The following is a 16,186-nucleotide window of genomic DNA, read 5'->3' on the forward strand; positions in this document are numbered from 1 at the left end:
TCCGGTAATAGAATGTCTCCCTGAAATCGCGTAACCACGCGCGGTCGAACGAGACACAGGACAGCCGATATATGACCGTCGATCCGCAGAGCGGCTCCTACTCGGTTCGCGAGACCCTGTCGCAGCTGCGGCTACGAGAGCTGCTCACCGAGGTCAAAGACCGCGTCGAACAGATCCTCGATGCCCGCGACCGCATGGACGGCCTGGTCGAGGCCATGCTCGTGGTCACCTCCGGTCTTGACCTGGACCAGACCCTGCGCACCATCGTGCACACCGCCATCAGTCTCGTCGACGCGCGCTACGGCGCGCTCGGCGTGCGCGGGCACGACCACCACCTGGAACAGTTCATCTACGAGGGCATCGACGAGGAGACCCGCGCCCTCATCGGTGACCTGCCCGAGGGCCGCGGCGTCCTGGGCATGCTGTTCAGCCAGCCCAAGCCGATTCGGCTGGAGAATCTGGCCCACCATCCGTCATCGGTCGGTTTTCCACCCAACCATCCGCCCATGCGCACCTTCCTCGGTGTGCCGGTACGCATTCGCGACGAGATCTACGGCAACCTCTACCTGACCGAGAAGGCGGGTGGGCAGCTGTTCACCGAGGACGACGAGGTCATCGTCCGCGCCCTGGCCGCCGCGGCGGGCACCGCCATCGACAATGCCCGCCTCTACGAGTCCGCGCGGACCCGGCAGGCGTGGATCGAGGCCACCCGCGATATCGCCACCGAGTTCCTGGCGGGCACCGACGCCAGCGAGGTACTCCCCCAGGTGGTCGATCAGGCGCGTGCGCTGACCCTGTCCGACTGCGGTTTCCTCGCCCTGTCGGAGGATCCGGAGACGCCGCCGGAGGAGATCACCGAGCTGCGAATCGCGCACTGGTCCGGCAACGGCGACAGCCCCGCCGACCCGTATGTCCGCATCGGCGGCACCACCATCGGCGATGTGTTCGTCGAGCGCGCCCCCCGGCGTTTCGAGGGCCCCGACGACGCCCCGGACGCGCAGGCACCCGCTGAGTTCGGCAAAACGATCGCGAATCGCGGTCCCGCCATGATTCTGCCGCTGCGCGCACACGATTCGTCCTTCGGTGTGCTCGTCGTGGTGCGTCCGCACGGCGCGGCCCCGTTCACGGAGGAGCAGCTCTCCCTGGCGGCGGCGTTCACCGATCAGGCCGCGCTGGCCATTCAGCTGGCCGAGGCGCAGCAGCGGATGCGGGCCCTGGATGTGCTCACCGATCGCGACCGCATCGCCCGCGATCTACACGACCATGTCATCCAGCGGCTGTTCGCGGCCGGGCTGAGCCTGCAGGGCACCGTGGCCCGCGCCCGCACGCCAGAGGTGCGCAAACGGCTCACCGACGTCATCGACGACCTCCAGGACGTCGTCCAGGAGATCCGCACCTCCATCTTCGATCTGCACAGCGGCGGCACGGGTCCGGCGCATCGACTGCGCCAGCGCATCGAACAGGTCGTCGCCAAGCACACCACCGATATCGATATCCGCACCTCGGTGCGAATATCCGGCCCGCTGTCGGTGGTCGACGCCGCACTCGCCGATCATGCCGAGGCCGTGGTGCGCGAGGCGGTCAGCAATGCGGTGCGCCATGCCGCGGCCGATACGCTCACCGTCGCCGTCGAGGTCGACGACGACCTCACCATCACCGTGACCGACGACGGCCGCGGCATACCCGAGAACATCACCCCGAGCGGTCTGCGCAATATGGCACACCGTGCCGAACAGGCGGGCGGCGCCTTCGAGATCGGCGCGGGCGAGGACGGCACCGGCACGCGGCTGCGCTGGTCGGTGCCGCTCGACTGAGCCGCGACAACGGCGATCAGCGCGACCGCACCACCACGGCCGGGCAGTCCACGCTGTGCAGCAGCGCGGAACTGGTGGAGCCCAACAGCATTCCGGTGAATCCGCCACGCCCGTGGCTGCCGACCACCACCAGTTGCGCGTTCTCCGACTCGTCCAGCAGTGCGCGCACCGGGCGGTCCATCACCAGAATGCGGCGCACTGGCACGTCCGGGTAGCGCTCACCGTATCCGGCCAGGCGTTCGGCGAGCAGCGCCTCCTCCTGGTCGCGCACCATATCCCAGCCCGGGGCCGGAAGATTCGGTCCGGTGTAGTCACTCCAGGCGTGCAGAGCGGTGAGGCCGACCTTGCGCCGCGACGCCTCCTCGAAGGCGAAGGCCAGCGCGGGATCGCCGACCGGCGTCCCGTCCACGCCGACCAGCACGGGCTTTTCCGCCGAGATCGGATCCACGGCCGGGCCGGGGATCACCGCGACGGGGCAGTGCGCGTGCCGGGTGACCGCGGTGCTCACCGAACCGAGCAGGCCGCGGCGGAAGGCGCCCAGGCCGCGGGTGCCCACCACCAGGGTGCGCGCCCGCTGCGAGCGGTCGATGAGATCGGGGATGACGGGGTGCAGGGTCACCTCGGTGGTTATGTCGAGTGCTTCACCGGGTGCGGCATTGCGGGCGATGCGTTTGGCTTCGGCCACCACGCGCTCGCCGTCCTCGTGCAGCCAGCGGGTATCCGATTCGGTCAGCTGCGCGCCGGGACCGAACGCGGTCGGCACCGATACGGAAGTGACCAGATGCAGCGGGCAGCCGTGCAGTGCGGCGTCCACCGCCGCCCACGCGGCGGCGTGATACGACACCGCCGAACCGTCCACGGCCGCGATGACAGGCGGGTTCAGTTCCCCACCCGGGGTTTCGGAGTTGTCGGTCATGAGCTTCTCCTCGAGGGGTCGTCCGGCGGCAGTTCGCCGTGTGCCAGGTCGTCCGATTCCAGTGTCGATCCGAATCGGGGTGTTATTCCAGATCTCGTCCGATGGGGCGGGTCATGCCGCGCCATTCGGCCTCCCAGGCGGCCCGGCGGCGGGCATCCAGGGCACAGCCGGTTCCGGCGGCCAGGGCGGCGGCCGCACTCCAGGTGATCAGCAGCACCGCCGCCCCGGTGCCGATCCCCGCCTCGGCGGCGGTTCCGGCCCGCTGCGGCGAGTCGGTGGGCGTGCCGTCCGCGGTGAGCCAGGCGCTGGTGCGCTCCCCGGCCCGCAGACCGCCCGTCACCGGAACCGTCGTGGTTCCGGACCGGCCGTCGTACTCCCAGCGCACCGTCGCCTCGAAGCGGCCGGTATCGGCGCGGCTGGCGGCCGCCGCCGGGTGCGGGTCGCCCACGAGGGTCGCCGGGACCTCGATCTTGCCCGCGTTCTGCACGGCGAGCCGTTCGGCCGTCTCGGTATAGCTCACGGTGCCCGCGGCACCCGCCAGCGGGACGGCGGCCAGGGCGATGGCGACGGCCACGATCCGGACCGAACTCTCACAGCGGTCGGAGAATCGCATGAGCGGGTTGGTCGCCCACGGCCGCAGCCGCCATATGCGAAGCGGCAGTGCCGAACTGGCGGACATCGCCGATCACCTCTCTCGGAACTCGGGTGCTACCGCGCGCGGCGGTCACCGGGCGGTCGAGTCCACCGATCCCAGTGGCTCGTCCAGGGGATGCAGGACCTCGTCCAGCGGCAGCCGGGGTGTGGTCGGCACGGCCGCGCCGCTGGTCGCCGCCCAGCCCATGCGAATGATCAACTGCGGATATCCGAAGTCGCCCAGGATGTCGTGGCGGATGCGGTCCCGGAACTCCGGCAGCTCCAGCGGTTCGCTGAGCGGACAGGTCGCCAGCCCGAGCGCGGTGGCGGCGAGCAGGACCGCACTGGCTGCCTCACCCGCCCGCAGCCGCGCCTGCGCGTCGTCGGTTCCGGTGCACAGCAACAGCATGCGCGCCGACTCATCGGTATCGTGCACCACCGTCTCGGCCAATCCGGGATCGCCGAACGGTCGGGTCGTCGCATCCCGCGCGGTGACGGCATTGCGGCCCGGAACACCGTGCGGCATGGCGTGATGCCCGCTCCACACCGCCAGTTCGGCGCGGTAGGCGGGATCGCGGGAATGCTCGGTCGCCGCGCCCTCGAAACCGCGTCGCAGTGCCGCGAGTTCGTCGGGGGCGTCGATGGCGCGGACCTGCACACCGCTGCTGGTGCCCGCCGCAGTCACCGTCGCGACCTGCGTGGCCGGCACCTCCCAGGAGGTGAACTGCCGTCGGTCGCTGTGCCGCCGCGAAATCGCCCGCGACAGCCGGACATCCTCGGGAGTCGGGGTGGCGGCATGGAATTCGACCGCGGCCAGATGCCGGGTGTCGGCCGGATTCGGGAAGCGGTGCACCGTCGACTCCCACCCGAACACCCGCATGGCGACGCGTAGATGATGCAGTGCCGCACCACAACTCACCAGCAGATCGCGCCCGTCCGGGTCGGTGTAGGGCAGCTGCCTGCTGTGGTCGGCGTACAGGTGCAGGGTGCGGTCGCCGATGCGCCAGAGCCAGGGTTGACTGTTGTGCACCGAGGGGGCCCGCAGCGCCAGGGTCAGCGCCGCCCGCATGGTGGCGTGATCGGGGTGGTTGCTCGACATAGCTTCTGCTCCTTCAGGATTCGCCCAGCGCCAGGTTCTGTCCGGCGGTGGCGCCGCCGTCGAGTACGAACTCCGAACCGGTCGAGAAGGTGGCCTCGGTGACCAGGAAACGCACCATGGCGGCGACCTCCTCCGGCTCACCGAAGCGGGGCAACGGCTGTGCGGCGGCGACGGATTCGGGCAGTGGTTCGGTCATCGGAGTGCGGATGGGGCCCGGATGCACCGAGCAGACCCGGATATCGTCGTGTCCGAGTTCCAGGGCGGCGGCCTTGGTGACGCCGCGCAGGCCCCACTTGCTGGCCACGTAGCCGCTGATCCCCGCGTAACCGATGAGTCCCGCGGTGGAGGAGACATTCACGATCACGCCGCCCCCGGCCGCCCGCAGTCGCGGTGCCGCCAGATGCATGCCCAGCCAGGAGCCGTACAGGTTGACGTCGACGACATGGCGGAACATCGAGGGCGACTCGGTGTCGACGGTGCCGAAATCGAGAATGCCCGCATTGTTGATCAGGATGGCCAGCGGGCCGAAGGTGGCTTCGGCATCCGCGATCACCCGTTCCCAGCCCTGGGCGTCGGTGACGTCGAGGTGCCGGAAGAGCACCCGCGATCCCAGCGCGTCCGCCAGGGCCTCGCCCTCGCGATCGAGCAGGTCGGCGGCGACGACGCCGATACCCTCCTTGGCGAGCGCCGTCACCACGGCGGCTCCGATACCGCGTGCGCCGCCGGTGACGATGGCGCTTCTACCCTGGAAGTCGTTCATGGCGAAAGCCTTTCGTTCTGGTTCGGGAGACTGCCGCGGCAGCGTTCCGCTTCAGCATCTCGCGTCGCACCCCCCGCGCTGACGGGCCGAAGGTCACCGAACGCCCGGGTCGTCGGGCATTTTCGTGTCGTGCCGCACCACGAGCACCGGACATTGCGCGTGCTGGAGCAGCGCGGTGCTGGTCGAACCGATGAGCATGCCCGGGAAACCGCCGCGGCCATGGGTGCCGACCACGAGCAACTGGGCCCTGTCGGCATGGTTGAGCAGTGCGCGCACCGGGGTGTCGCAGACGACCACGCGTTCCATGGGCACCTCCGGATACCGCTCGGCGAAACCGGCCATACCCTGTCCCAGCAGCACCGCCTCGGTTTCGTGGATGGCGGTCCAGCCGACCACCGGCAGGTCGTAGCCATTGGTCTCGCCCCAGGCGTGCACGGCGAGCAGACCCACCTTGCGGCGCGATGCCTCCTCGCAGGCCATTTCGATGGCGGGTTGGCTGTTCTCGGTGCCGTCCACACCCACCACCACCGGGAGCCGTGCGGCGTCCGCGTCGGTCTCCGACACCCCGTGCACGACCGCCACCGGGCACTGCGCCCGCCGGCTGATGGCGGTGCTGACCGACCCCAGCAGGGCGCGCCGTACCGCACCCCGGCCGCGGTTGCCCACCACGATCATGGCGGCGTCGGCCGACAGCCGCATCAGGGTGGGGATGATCGGATCGAAGGTGAATTCCGTGCTGACGGTGATGGATTCGCCCGGCACGGTGGCGTGCGCGACCGTGCTCGCCTCGCCGAGCACGCGAGCGCCGTCGCTGCGCAGCCACGCGGTCTCCGCCGCGCCCATCCCGGTCCGGGACCCGCGCCCAGTGGGGACGGCGTACGAGGTGATGATGTGCAATGGGGCCCGGCGCAGATCGGCTTCCACGGCCGCCCATTTGACCGCCTGGTACGAGATCTCCGATCCGTCCACCGCGACGATGATCGGGGCGGCGCCCCGATCGGTCGCGGGGACGCTGTTGTCGGCCATGACGCCTCCTGAGTGTGGTTGTGTTCAGAGCATCTCGCCTGACCACGCCCACAGACAGGGACCAAGGTCACCGACCGGACTTGCGCAATGTCACCGGATGCGATGCCGAATCGACAGGGCTGTCGGCCGCCGAACGTCCAGGGGTCTTCACAGGTCCGGATCTCGGCGCGGTAACGCCGACGCGAGACCGTGACCTGCGTGAAAGGTTACTGATTGCAGAGTTTGTAAATTGCCTACCTTGCGGAATTTTCAGTGAATCCCGACCGCGGCAGCAACGGCGTGAGTAGCGTCTCGGCGCGCGGAGCTCCTTCCGGACACGTGGCAGAGAGGAACGAAAAACCATGGCGGACATGGATGTCGCATTGAAGGACATGATGATGTTGGACGGCGCGATCGGCGCTGCCGTCGTCGACTACGGCAGCGGCATGGCGCTCGGAGTGCTGGGCGGTTCGAAGAACCTGGATCTCGAGGTCGCCGCCGCGGGCAATACCGAACTCGTCCGTGCCAAGATGCGCACGATCGAACAGCTCGGTCTCAAAGAGGATATCGAGGATGTGCTCATCACCCTCGGCGCCCAGTACCACCTCATTCGCCCGACCCGCGGCCGCCGATCCAAGGGGCTGTTCCTCTACCTCGCCCTGGACCGCAACCGCGGCAATCTGGCCCTGGCCCGACACCGCCTCAAGGACATCGAGGAGGAGCTCGAGGTCTGAGGCGAGCGCTCAGGCGTCGAGATCGGCGGCGACCATTCCGGCGATCTTGTCGAGCGTGGCCTCGTCCTCGCAGGCGACGATGACCTCGGTGCCCGCGGCGGCACCGAGGGTCATGAGCATGAGCGCGGATCCGGCGTCGACGGGCGCGCCGCCGGGTACGGAGATGGTGACGGGGACGCCCGCGGCCTGGACGGCCTCCACGATGAGCGCGGCCGGGCGGGCGTGCAGACCCTCGGCGGAACCGACGGTGACGGTGACCTGAGGCATGGTGAATCTCCCTGGTGGTGAGGTGGTTACACGGTGGCGGGGACGGACGGGCCGACGGCCGCGGTGGTGCGGCCGAAGGTTTTGGCCGCGAGGACGCACAGCGCGGCGGCGAGCACGCCCGCGGCCAGCGCGATCAGGAACCACGCGAGATGGCCGATGGCGAAGAAGACGAAGACGCCGCCGTGCGGTGCGCTGAGGGTCGCGCCCGCCGCCATGACGAGCGCCCCGGTCACCGCGCCGCCCACCATCATGGACGGGATGACGCGCAGCGGATCGGCGGCGGCGAAGGGAATCGCGCCCTCGGAGATGAACGACGCGCCGAGCAGCCAGGCCGCCCGGCCGTTCTCGCGTTCGGCGGGGGTGAACAGCCGGGGCCGCAGCACGGTGGCCAGCGCCATGGCCAGCGGCGGCACCATACCGGCCGCCATGACCGCGGCCATGATGCGCAGCGACGCCGGATCGTCGACACTCAGGCCCGCGACGGCGAAGGCGTAGGCCGCCTTGTTCACCGGGCCACCGAGGTCGAAGCACATCATCAGGCCCAGGATCACGCCGAGCACGATGACCGAGGTTCCGGACAGCCCGTTGAGCCAGTCGGTGAGTCCGCTGGTGACCGCGGCGAGGGGTTTGCCCAGCACCACGAACATGAGCGCGCCCACGATCAGCGAGGCGAACAGCGGGATGACCACCACCGGCATGAGGCCCCGGGCCCACTGCGGCACCGCGAGCTTCGAGATCCACAGCGCCGCGAATCCGGCGATCAGACCGCCGACCAGGCCGCCGAGGAAACCCGCCCCGACGAAGACCGCCACCGCGCCCGCGGTGAAACCCGGTGCGAGGCCGGGTCGGTCGGCGATGGCGAAGGCGATGTAGCCCGCGAGCGCGGGCACCAGGAATCCGAATGCCAACGCGCCCAACTGGAACAGCACCGCGCCGATATAGGTCGCCAGACCGCCCTCGGGCAGCGCGGTCAGCGAATTGTCCAGCACGATCGTCTGGGCGTTGTCGGAGATCTCGTACCCGCCGAACAGGAATCCGAGCGCGATGAGCAGACCGCCCGCCGCGACGAACGGGATCATGTAGCTGACCCCGGTGAGCAGGATCTGCCGCAACCGGGTGCCCCAGCCGAGCCCAGCGGAATCCGCTGTGGCGGGCTCGGATTCGGTGTCCGACCCGGACACCCGGGGCGCGGCGGGGTCGAGTGCGGCCCGCTGGGCCTCGGTCACCATGGCGTCGGGTTCGTTGACGGCGCGTTTCACGCCGGAGGCGACGAGCGGCTTACCCGCGAAACGCTCCCGACCACGCACGCCGACATCGGTGGCGAAGATGACCGCGTCCGCGGCGGCGATGGTCGCGGCGTCCAGGGGCGTGCTGCCGGAGGAACCCTGCGTTTCCACGTGCACGGTGATCCCGGCGCGTTGCCCGGCGGCCACCAGCGAGTCGGCGGCCATGTAGGTGTGGGCGATGCCGGTCGGGCAGGCGGTGACGGCCACGATGGTGCGCACCGCGGCGTCGTCCGACCGCTCGGCGGATGCCGGAGCCGAGTCGGGCTCGCGTTCGGGCATCGTCCCGGCGACCGTCGCTGTCGCACCCGCCTCCGCAGTCGCACCGGGCTTCGAGGTCGCATCGACCGGCGCGAGCACACCATCGACGAGTTCGAGCACGGCGGCGGCGGTGGGGGCGGCACGCAACGCGGCAACGAACTCGGGCCGCACCAGTGCTCGCGCGAGAGTGGACAGCACCTTCATGTGCTCGGCTCCCCCGTCCGCCGGGGCGGCGATGAGGAAGACCAGGTCCGCGGGGCCGTCCGGGGCGCCGAAGTCGACCGCGGGGCGCACTCGGGCGAATCCGAGCGAGGCGCGCCGCACGGCCGCGGACTTGCAGTGCGGGATCGCGATGCCGCCGGGAAGGCCGGTGGCGGATTGACTTTCGCGTTCCAGGGCCGCGTCCCGCAGGGCGGCGGCGTCGGGTGTGCGGCCCGCGTCGGCGAGGCGCTGCGCCAGGGCGGCGATCACATCGTCCTTGGTCGCGCCCAGGTCGGCGTCCAAGGTGATCAGCTCGGCGGTGATGATCGGTTCGGCCATCGCGGTGTCCTTCAGGGATGGGGCAGGGAGTCCAGGGCCGTCACGGTGACGGCATCGATCTGGACGTGGTCCGGGCCCGGCAGACCGGTGCCAGGGAGGGTGACGGCGGCGGTCCCGTAGGCGACCGCGCGGCGCAGCCGATCGGCGGGGGCGGCGCCGTCCAGATCGGCCAGCAGATATCCGGCGAGGGCGGAATCACCCGCGCCGACGGTGCTGCACGGGGTGACATCCGGCGCGGTGGCGTGCCAGGCGCCGTCGCCGGTCACCAGCACGGCACCCGCCGCGCCGAGGGTGGCCAGCACCGCGCCGACGCCGCGGTCGACCAGCCGCGCGGCCGCGCGGACCGCCTCGACCGGGTCGTGCAGCCGCTCCGGATCGGCTCCGGTGAGCTGGGCCAGTTCCTCGCTGTTGGGTTTGATCAAGGCCGGTGCGGCGACATCGAAGCGACGGGCCAGGGTGACCAGCGGCGCGTCCGAGGTGTCGACGGCGATCCTCGGGCCGCGCAGCCGCCGCACCAGTTCCACGTACCAATCCGCGGGAACGCCGGGCGGCAGTGAACCCGACAGGACGATCCAGCTCGCGGTGGCGGACAGTTCGACCAGCAGTTCGGTCAGCGCGCGGCGGCGCTCCTCGTCCAGGGGCGCGCCCGGTTCGTTGATCTTCGTTGTGGTGCCGTCGATTTCGGTGATGGCGACATTGGTGCGGATCGGCCCGCCGCCGGGCACCACGCGATGGTCGATACCCGCCGCCGCCAAATCGCGCGATACGGGATCGCCTTCGCTGCCGGGCAGCACGGCGACGGTCGCCGTACCCGCCATGGCGACCACCCGGGAGACATTGACGCCCTTGCCGCCCGCCTGCACGGTCGCGCCCAGGGCTCGCTGCACTCCCCCGCGCCGCAGCGGTTCGGCCAGTGTGACGGTGCGGTCCACACTCGGATTGGCAGTGAGTGTCACGATCATGCCGTCACCACCTCGATGCCGTACTCGGACAACTCGTTGCGCACCGAGGGCAGCAGTTCGTCATCGGTCACCAGGGCGTCGATCTCCTCGATCGCCGCGAAGCGTACGAAATCCTCCCGCCCGATCTTGCTGGAATCGGCCACGACCACCACGCGGTGCGCGGCGGCGACCATGGCGCGCTTGACGGCGGCCTCGTCCGGATCCGGGGTGGACAGGCCGTGCCCGCCGGTCAGTGCGTTCGTGCCGATGAACGCCACATCGACGCGCAGATCGCCGAGCATGCGCAGGGTCTCCGGGCCGACCGCCGCCTGGGTGAGGCCGCGGACCCGGCCGCCCAGCAGTTGCAGGCGCACCGCGGTGTAGCCGGACAGGCGGGCAGCGATCGGCACCGAGTTGGTCACCGCGACGAGGTCGCGGTCGGCGGGCAGCAGCGCCGCCACCCGCGCGGTGGTGGTGCCCGCGTCGAAGAGCACGCTGCCGCCGGAGCGAGGCAGGAAGTCCAAGGCCGCCTTGGCGATTCGGTCCTTCTCGGCCGCGCGGCTGTGCTCGCGCTCGCCGGTGCCCAGTTCGATGGCGGTGAGCGCCGCCGCCGGGACCGCGCCGCCGTGCACCCGGCGCAGCAGTCCCATGCGGTCGAGTACCGCGAGGTCGCGGCGCACGGTTTCGGTGGTGACGCCGTACTGCTCGGCCAGCTCCGTGACCGAGACGCGCCCGCGTTCCCCGACCAGCGCGGCAATGGCCTGCTGCCGCTCCTCGGCGTACATCCGACCTCCTGACTCGATGTTGCTTTCTGTTGTTTTATGCCTGTATGTGTTGTTTTGTCAAGCGTATGCCGTAGTCTGGATCACAGCGTGGAGGAGGAACTCATGTCTGTATCACTGCCGGAACGAGCCGGATCTATCGTGCTCACGGGCATACCGGCGGTGGCCGGCGTGGTCGCGGCGCCGGTGGTTCGGCCCGTGGAACGGGTTCGCATCGAGACCGCATCGGAGAACATCGCCAAGTCCGATCGGGCACCGGAGGCAGAACGGCTCCGTGTCGCGGCGGCGACCGTCGCGCAGCGTTTGCGCCACCGCGCGACGCGGGCCGACGGTGCGGCGGCGGAGGTCCTTTCCGCGAATGCGGCCATGGCCGTCGACCGCGGCTGGCTCGGTGTGGCCGAAGGGTCCATCGCCACCGGTACGCCCGCGCCCGCGGCGACGACGGCCGCCATCGAGCAGTTCGCCGCCATGTTCACCCGCCTCGGCGGCCGCATGGCCGAACGCGTGACCGACCTCTACGACATCCGTGATCGGGTGGTGGCCGAACTGACCGGCGCGCCCGAACCGGGCATCACACTCCCCGACCGGCCGTCGATCCTGCTCGCCACCGATCTCGCGCCCGCCGACACCGCCGGACTCGATCCGAATCTCATTGTCGGCCTGGCGACTTCACTCGGCGGCCCGACCAGCCACACCGCGATCATCGCCCGCCAGCTCGGCATCCCGTGCCTGGTCGCGGTCACCGGACTCGACGAGGTGCCGGTCGGGGCGCAGGTGCTGCTCGACGCCACCACGGGCCGGGTCACCGTGCACCCGGACCCGGACGCCGACGCCACCGCGGCCGCCGACCACCGCGCCGCAGCGGCCCGTGCCGCCGCCTGGTCCGGCCCCGGCGCCACCGCCGACGGCCACCGCGTCGACATCCTCGCCAATGTGCAGGACGGTGCGAGCGCCCGCGCCGCCCGCCGCACCCCCGCCGCGGGCATCGGCCTCTTTCGCACCGAATTGTGTTTCCTGGACCGCGAATCCGAGCCGAGCATCGAGGAACAGGCCGCCACCTACCGCGAAGTCCTCGACGCCTATCCGGACGCGAAAGTGGTGATCCGCACCCTCGACGCCGGATCCGACAAGCCATTACGCTTCGCCCCGCATCCGGACGAGGCCAACCCCGCCCTCGGCGTGCGCGGCATCCGTACCGCTCTCCTGGACGACGGCCTGCTCGACCGCCAACTCGACGCCATCGCCCTGGCCGCCGCCGACCGCGACACCGCCCCCTGGGTCATGGCCCCCATGATCTCCACCGCCGCCGAAGCCGAATCCTTCGCCGCCAAGGCCCGCGCCCGCGCCCTGACCCCCGGCATCATGATCGAGGTCCCCGCCGCCGCCCTGCTCGCCGAAACCCTGCTGGCCCACGTCGATTTCGCCTCCATCGGCACCAACGACCTGGCCCAGTACACCATGGCCGCCGATCGCATGTCCCCCCACCTCGCCACCCTCACCGACCCCTGGCAACCCGCCGTCCTCCACCTGGTCGCCCGCACCGCCGCCGCCGGCCACGCCCTCGCCAAACCCATCGGCGTCTGCGGCGAAGCCGCCGCCGACCCCCTCCTCGCCTGCATCCTCACCGGCCTGGGCATCACCTCCCTCTCCGCCGCCGCCCCCGCCCTATCCCCCGTCGGCGCCACCCTCGCCACCATCCCCCTCGAAACCTGCCGCCGCGCAGCCCAATCCGTCCTGGCCACCAGCAACCCGGCCGAAGCCCGCGCCGCCGCGCGCACCGCATTGGGGATGGATTCGTCGCAACCGGCCGAAATCGAGTAGCCGCCGCAGCCCGCTCACCCGGTGGCCGACCCCGCATTGCGCTCCGGCCACCGGTCAATGCGCGGCGGGCCAAGTGGTGGTGAGCCAGTAACCGTAACCGCGTTCGGTCCCCTGCTGGGCCAGCACGTCGAGGGCGACGAGGATTCGAGGAGTGAAGTACCTGGTCCAGGCGAAAAGGGCGAGCAGAAGCACTGCCAGGATGGGCAAGGTGCGGCCACTGCTGTGCGGCCCCTCGGTGGCAATGATGATGTAGTAGATCACGCAGAAAGCGCTGCTGGCAGGGAGTAGCCAGGACATCGCGAGTCCGGCGCGCCGACGGGTGCGTTCGTCGACGATCAGATGGTGCCAGCGGACGGCCTCATCCGCAGTGGCCAGAGTGGGCAGTTGCCGAGCGCGCAAGGCGCCGTAGAACTGCCGCATCCGCGCGCGACCACCATAGCGCCCGCGCTCCAACACGATGGCCAACACGGTACCCGGTAGACAACCCACCGCCAGAGCAGCGCCGAACTCTTCGAATCCGGTCAGTGCCGCGAATCCCAACAGCACCGCGCACACCACCGGAACGACCACCCACAGCGGGGCGAATCGCAGCTCCCACAACCGCTCACGGCCGCCTCGCACCGTCTTCACTCCCATCATCGCGGCTCCCGAGCCACGGCGTCGGTGCGCCGCCATGCCCGCACCACACCAGGCCAGGCGAGAAACCACATGGTCGCCACAAACGCGACACCACCCAGCATCGACCACGAGTACCGGCCGGAGACCAGCTCGACGGCCAGCGAAATCGCGCCGCCCACGGTGACCAGCACGAGATACAGCGTGACGCCGCGCAGCCGAGCGGCCCTGGTCAGCAGGGAGAACACTCGTCCACGCACAGTGGCCGAGGGGTAGTCCGTGGGTTCATTCATACGCACCGAGTATCTCACGGCAAATTCTCAGCAACACCCCGGCCTGCATGTACCGGTTCGCGGGCAGTGATCGATCCCAACCGCAATGTCATCGATCCGACAGGTCCCGCTGCCCGCGCGGCGCCGACGAGGAACCCGGCTACCTGGTATTCAGACGCAGGATTGCCGCGATACCGAGCTGCCGGAGCGCTGCGGACAGAACGCTCAACAGTTCACTACCCGCACTTGCGACCATCTGGTTGACGAGAACAAAGAGATCGACGGACCTGATCCGACTGTGTTCGTCCCGCACAACGATCACGTACCGGAAGCCGCGCGGCGCAAGGTCATCCGCGATGACATCCCATTCGGCACCGAACTTCCGGACGAGGATGTCGGCGAGATAGGAAACCAGATCCGTGCGCAGTGTGACCCAATCACTGTGCTCGAGCTCTTCGAACGGCAAATCGTCTACGTACGTTTGCCACGCGCCAAATGCCGTCACGGGATCACGAACATAATCATCAGCGTCCGCACCCAAGATGTCACTCATCTCCGCCGCATTGGCCAGACAGTCCGAACTCCACTGCGAAAGCCCCTGCCGGGCTTGCTCGATCACTCCCGAGACTTCTGGAGACCTACTCAAAGCTATGCTCTCCCACACCAATACGCACCGTACCCCCTCCGGCCAACCTGCCGTGAAGCGGGTGAGCGACTGGGCTCAGTAGAAGAATTCACGCAGGACAGCCGCAACCGACGTGAAATCGTCGGGATTGTGGGTCTGCCCAGCCAACGACCTGAATCGCGAATCCGGCAATACCGCATCGAGTTTCTCCATGCTTTCCGGCCCATACCGATCGCTGGCGGCGCCTGCCAGCAGCAGGGCGGGAATGTCCGTCGCGGACCAGCGGTTCAGGTCCGGATCCATCGCGCTGAGGCATTCCAGGTCCGCGATCAGTCCAGGCGCTCGGTCGGCCATGGCCGCTCCCATCGAACGCAGGATGCCCTCGGGAACTGGTGAATCGAGTACGGCCCGGAAGAATTCGACCACCGAGTCGGCGGGATGGTCGGCGACGAGCTCGCGGGCTCGCTCCAGTGTCGGCCGGAGCGGACCACCCGCCAATGCCAGGGGCGCCTCGTACAGCGCGAAGCGCCGAATGCTCGGAACACCCATAGCCACCAGCGCCTCCAATACAACCAGGCCACCGGCTGAATGTCCGAAGACGAAGCTCACATCGTCCTGGCGTTCGAGCACAGCGGCGAGATCCTCGACCTGCCGAGCGAAGATGCGTGGTTGTGTACCGCTTCCGCTCGGTGTGTAGCCCCGTCGACAGACGACTACGACTCGATAGTCGGTGGCCAGCAGCTCGGCCATCGGATAGTAGGTCTCCACCGTGACCAGCGCACCGTGCATGACTACCAGCGGCGGCCCGTCACCGAGAGTGTGGAAGACGATACGAGTGCCGTCGGCCGAGATAACACTGTCAGGTGTAGACCACATGAAGTATTCTCGCACTTCCGTCAGTCGCCTCGCCCCCAAAGCTCGTGCGCTGCTTCGCTCCTCGGCGAAATGAAGACGGTAGACATGCGGGTTTACCACTGGTCCCAGAGCACGTATGTCGTGTGATCGGCAGTTGCAGAGGTCCTGTCGGCTTCAAGTCGGCTCGGCGGTTGGTCTTCGGCCCCGCCGCGCCTGCCGGTGCGGTCCGCGCGGGTCAGGCAACAGAACGTGTTTCGCCGTCACCACCACGCACCCTCAGGGTGGGTACGAACCGATCTCGGCGGTCCAATCGTTCGCCGCCGCCGACGCGGACACCCACATTGTCGGCCTACTCCGGTCCCGCGACATCGGCGGTCCTCTCGCCCTAACCGTGAGGTCGACCGTGCCCCTCGCTCTGGTCGTGATACCAGCTGCGGCGGGCCGGGTCGGGGTGAGGCGACTGGGGCTTACTGCCGTAATCGTGGGGCTTGTCACCGTGTCAGGGGTTATTGCCGCAGGGGCGGCGGTGGTAACCCGGCGTCTTGTTTCACGCGCAGGCGGTGGATGGCCGAGCCGAGGAGTTCGTCGCCGTGATGGCGGTGATTGACCCGGTGTCTGCGTGTCGGGTCGTGGTGGGTCGGGGGCCGCCACCCGGTCCGCCCGGGATACCGGGTGTGCGCGCCCATGCGTTCGGTGGCCCACCCCGTGGGGTCGTCGGTGTCCTCGGCGACCTGGGCGTGATGCCGGTCGCACACCAGGGTCAGGTTGTCGATATCGGTGCCGCCGTGGTGTGCCCACGGGATCAGATGGTGCACCGCGCACATCGTCGCGGGCGCGTCACAACCGGGGAAGGTACAGCCACGGTCGCGGGCCACACACGCCAGCCGCTGCCAGCGCGACGCGAGGCGTTGCCCGCGCCCCAAATACAGGGGGACTCCGTCGCGGCCGAAGATCAATAGCCAT

General features: G+C 69.5%; 17 protein-coding genes. 3 read left to right on the top strand and 14 right to left on the bottom strand.

What is annotated here, in order from left to right; genetic code table 11:
• Positions 1-71 precede the first annotated feature (71 nt).
• A complete protein-coding gene (locus tag ON31_RS31745) occupies positions 72-1,814 on the top strand; it encodes a GAF domain-containing sensor histidine kinase (RefSeq protein WP_169335060.1) in 1,743 nt (580 codons plus the stop codon).
• 16 nt (positions 1,815-1,830) lie between these two features.
• Here ON31_RS31745 and ON31_RS31750 read toward each other — a convergent pair whose 3' ends face one another.
• The 5 genes from ON31_RS31750 to ON31_RS31770 form a co-directional block, all read right to left on the bottom strand.
• The gene (locus ON31_RS31750; protein ID WP_039818874.1) at positions 1,831-2,730 is read right to left on the bottom strand and encodes a universal stress protein; all 900 of its coding nucleotides are present in this window, start codon (positions 2,728-2,730) and stop codon (positions 1,831-1,833) included.
• Between the two features lie 82 nt (positions 2,731-2,812).
• Entirely contained in the window at positions 2,813-3,409 is a 597-nt protein-coding gene (locus tag ON31_RS35065; protein ID WP_051038131.1) for an Rv1733c family protein, read from the bottom strand.
• A gap of 45 nt (positions 3,410-3,454) precedes the next feature.
• Entirely contained in the window at positions 3,455-4,462 is a 1,008-nt protein-coding gene (locus ON31_RS31760; RefSeq protein ID WP_039818875.1) for an Acg family FMN-binding oxidoreductase, read from the bottom strand.
• A gap of 13 nt (positions 4,463-4,475) precedes the next feature.
• A complete protein-coding gene (locus ON31_RS31765) occupies positions 4,476-5,222 on the bottom strand; it encodes an SDR family NAD(P)-dependent oxidoreductase (RefSeq protein WP_039818876.1) in 747 nt (248 codons plus the stop codon).
• A gap of 93 nt (positions 5,223-5,315) precedes the next feature.
• Positions 5,316-6,248 (bottom strand): universal stress protein, encoded by a 933-nt coding sequence (locus ON31_RS31770; RefSeq protein ID WP_051038133.1) that lies wholly within the window; start codon positions 6,246-6,248, stop codon positions 5,316-5,318.
• Between the two features lie 341 nt (positions 6,249-6,589).
• Between ON31_RS31770 and ON31_RS31775 the strand changes: the two genes are divergently transcribed.
• Entirely contained in the window at positions 6,590-6,961 is a 372-nt protein-coding gene (locus ON31_RS31775; protein ID WP_029928817.1) for a hypothetical protein, read from the top strand.
• Between the two features lie 9 nt (positions 6,962-6,970).
• Here ON31_RS31775 and ON31_RS31780 read toward each other — a convergent pair whose 3' ends face one another.
• From ON31_RS31780 to ON31_RS31795, 4 genes are read right to left on the bottom strand one after another with little or no spacing between them, the layout of a single operon-like run.
• Entirely contained in the window at positions 6,971-7,228 is a 258-nt protein-coding gene (locus ON31_RS31780; protein ID WP_029928818.1) for an HPr family phosphocarrier protein, read from the bottom strand.
• A 26-nt stretch (positions 7,229-7,254) separates the two neighbouring features.
• The gene (locus ON31_RS31785) at positions 7,255-9,312 is read right to left on the bottom strand and encodes a PTS fructose transporter subunit IIABC (RefSeq protein WP_039818878.1); all 2,058 of its coding nucleotides are present in this window, start codon (positions 9,310-9,312) and stop codon (positions 7,255-7,257) included.
• 11 nt (positions 9,313-9,323) lie between these two features.
• The gene (locus tag ON31_RS31790; RefSeq protein WP_039818879.1) at positions 9,324-10,274 is read right to left on the bottom strand and encodes a 1-phosphofructokinase family hexose kinase; all 951 of its coding nucleotides are present in this window, start codon (positions 10,272-10,274) and stop codon (positions 9,324-9,326) included.
• Entirely contained in the window at positions 10,271-11,038 is a 768-nt protein-coding gene (locus ON31_RS31795; RefSeq protein WP_039818880.1) for a DeoR/GlpR family DNA-binding transcription regulator, read from the bottom strand. Before ON31_RS31795 ends, ON31_RS31790 begins: the two co-directional genes overlap by 4 nt.
• Positions 11,039-11,140: 102 nt before the next feature.
• Here ON31_RS31795 and ON31_RS31800 point away from each other — a divergent pair, with 102 nt between their 5' ends.
• Positions 11,141-12,856 (top strand): putative PEP-binding protein, encoded by a 1,716-nt coding sequence (locus ON31_RS31800; protein ID WP_039818908.1) that lies wholly within the window; start codon positions 11,141-11,143, stop codon positions 12,854-12,856.
• A 54-nt stretch (positions 12,857-12,910) separates the two neighbouring features.
• Here the strand turns inward: ON31_RS31800 and ON31_RS31805 are convergent, their stop codons facing one another.
• From ON31_RS31805 to ON31_RS31825, 5 genes are all read right to left on the bottom strand, one after another.
• Positions 12,911-13,495: a hypothetical protein gene (locus tag ON31_RS31805; RefSeq protein ID WP_147287241.1), complete on the bottom strand. Its 585-nt coding sequence runs from the start codon at positions 13,493-13,495 to the stop codon at positions 12,911-12,913.
• Complete coding sequence (locus tag ON31_RS31810) at positions 13,492-13,764, bottom strand: hypothetical protein (protein WP_039818883.1); 273 nt, start codon at positions 13,762-13,764, stop codon at positions 13,492-13,494. Before ON31_RS31810 ends, ON31_RS31805 begins: the two co-directional genes overlap by 4 nt.
• A gap of 139 nt (positions 13,765-13,903) precedes the next feature.
• Positions 13,904-14,362: a hypothetical protein gene (locus ON31_RS35070; protein WP_051038135.1), complete on the bottom strand. Its 459-nt coding sequence runs from the start codon at positions 14,360-14,362 to the stop codon at positions 13,904-13,906.
• Between the two features lie 102 nt (positions 14,363-14,464).
• Positions 14,465-15,343, bottom strand: a complete 879-nt coding sequence (locus ON31_RS31820) for an alpha/beta fold hydrolase (RefSeq protein WP_147287240.1) — start codon at positions 15,341-15,343, stop codon at positions 14,465-14,467.
• A gap of 386 nt (positions 15,344-15,729) precedes the next feature.
• Positions 15,730-16,186, bottom strand: a 457-nt coding sequence (locus ON31_RS31825; RefSeq protein WP_039818911.1) for an HNH endonuclease signature motif containing protein, incomplete at its 5' end; no start/stop codon positions are given.

Source organism: Nocardia otitidiscaviarum NBRC 14405, from assembly GCF_000308635.1.
Classification (GTDB): domain Bacteria; phylum Actinomycetota; class Actinomycetes; order Mycobacteriales; family Mycobacteriaceae; genus Nocardia; species Nocardia otitidiscaviarum.

Coding starts and splice junctions, on each gene's coding strand:
- ON31_RS35065 (WP_051038131.1), bottom strand. CDS start 3,409: ATGTCCGCCAGTTCGGCACTGCCGCTTCGCATATGGCGGCTGCGGCCG.
- ON31_RS31770 (WP_051038133.1), bottom strand. CDS start 6,248: ATGGCCGACAACAGCGTCCCCGCGACCGATCGGGGCGCCGCCCCGATC.
- ON31_RS31790 (WP_039818879.1), bottom strand. CDS start 10,274: ATGATCGTGACACTCACTGCCAATCCGAGTGTGGACCGCACCGTCACA.
- ON31_RS31745 (WP_169335060.1), top strand. CDS start 72: ATGACCGTCGATCCGCAGAGCGGCTCCTACTCGGTTCGCGAGACCCTG.
- ON31_RS31750 (WP_039818874.1), bottom strand. CDS start 2,730: ATGACCGACAACTCCGAAACCCCGGGTGGGGAACTGAACCCGCCTGTC.
- ON31_RS31765 (WP_039818876.1), bottom strand. CDS start 5,222: ATGAACGACTTCCAGGGTAGAAGCGCCATCGTCACCGGCGGCGCACGC.
- ON31_RS31780 (WP_029928818.1), bottom strand. CDS start 7,228: ATGCCTCAGGTCACCGTCACCGTCGGTTCCGCCGAGGGTCTGCACGCC.
- ON31_RS31775 (WP_029928817.1), top strand. CDS start 6,590: ATGGCGGACATGGATGTCGCATTGAAGGACATGATGATGTTGGACGGC.
- ON31_RS31760 (WP_039818875.1), bottom strand. CDS start 4,462: ATGTCGAGCAACCACCCCGATCACGCCACCATGCGGGCGGCGCTGACC.
- ON31_RS31795 (WP_039818880.1), bottom strand. CDS start 11,038: ATGTACGCCGAGGAGCGGCAGCAGGCCATTGCCGCGCTGGTCGGGGAA.
- ON31_RS31785 (WP_039818878.1), bottom strand. CDS start 9,312: ATGGCCGAACCGATCATCACCGCCGAGCTGATCACCTTGGACGCCGAC.
- ON31_RS31800 (WP_039818908.1), top strand. CDS start 11,141: ATGTCTGTATCACTGCCGGAACGAGCCGGATCTATCGTGCTCACGGGC.
- ON31_RS31810 (WP_039818883.1), bottom strand. CDS start 13,764: ATGAATGAACCCACGGACTACCCCTCGGCCACTGTGCGTGGACGAGTG.
- ON31_RS31805 (WP_147287241.1), bottom strand. CDS start 13,495: ATGATGGGAGTGAAGACGGTGCGAGGCGGCCGTGAGCGGTTGTGGGAG.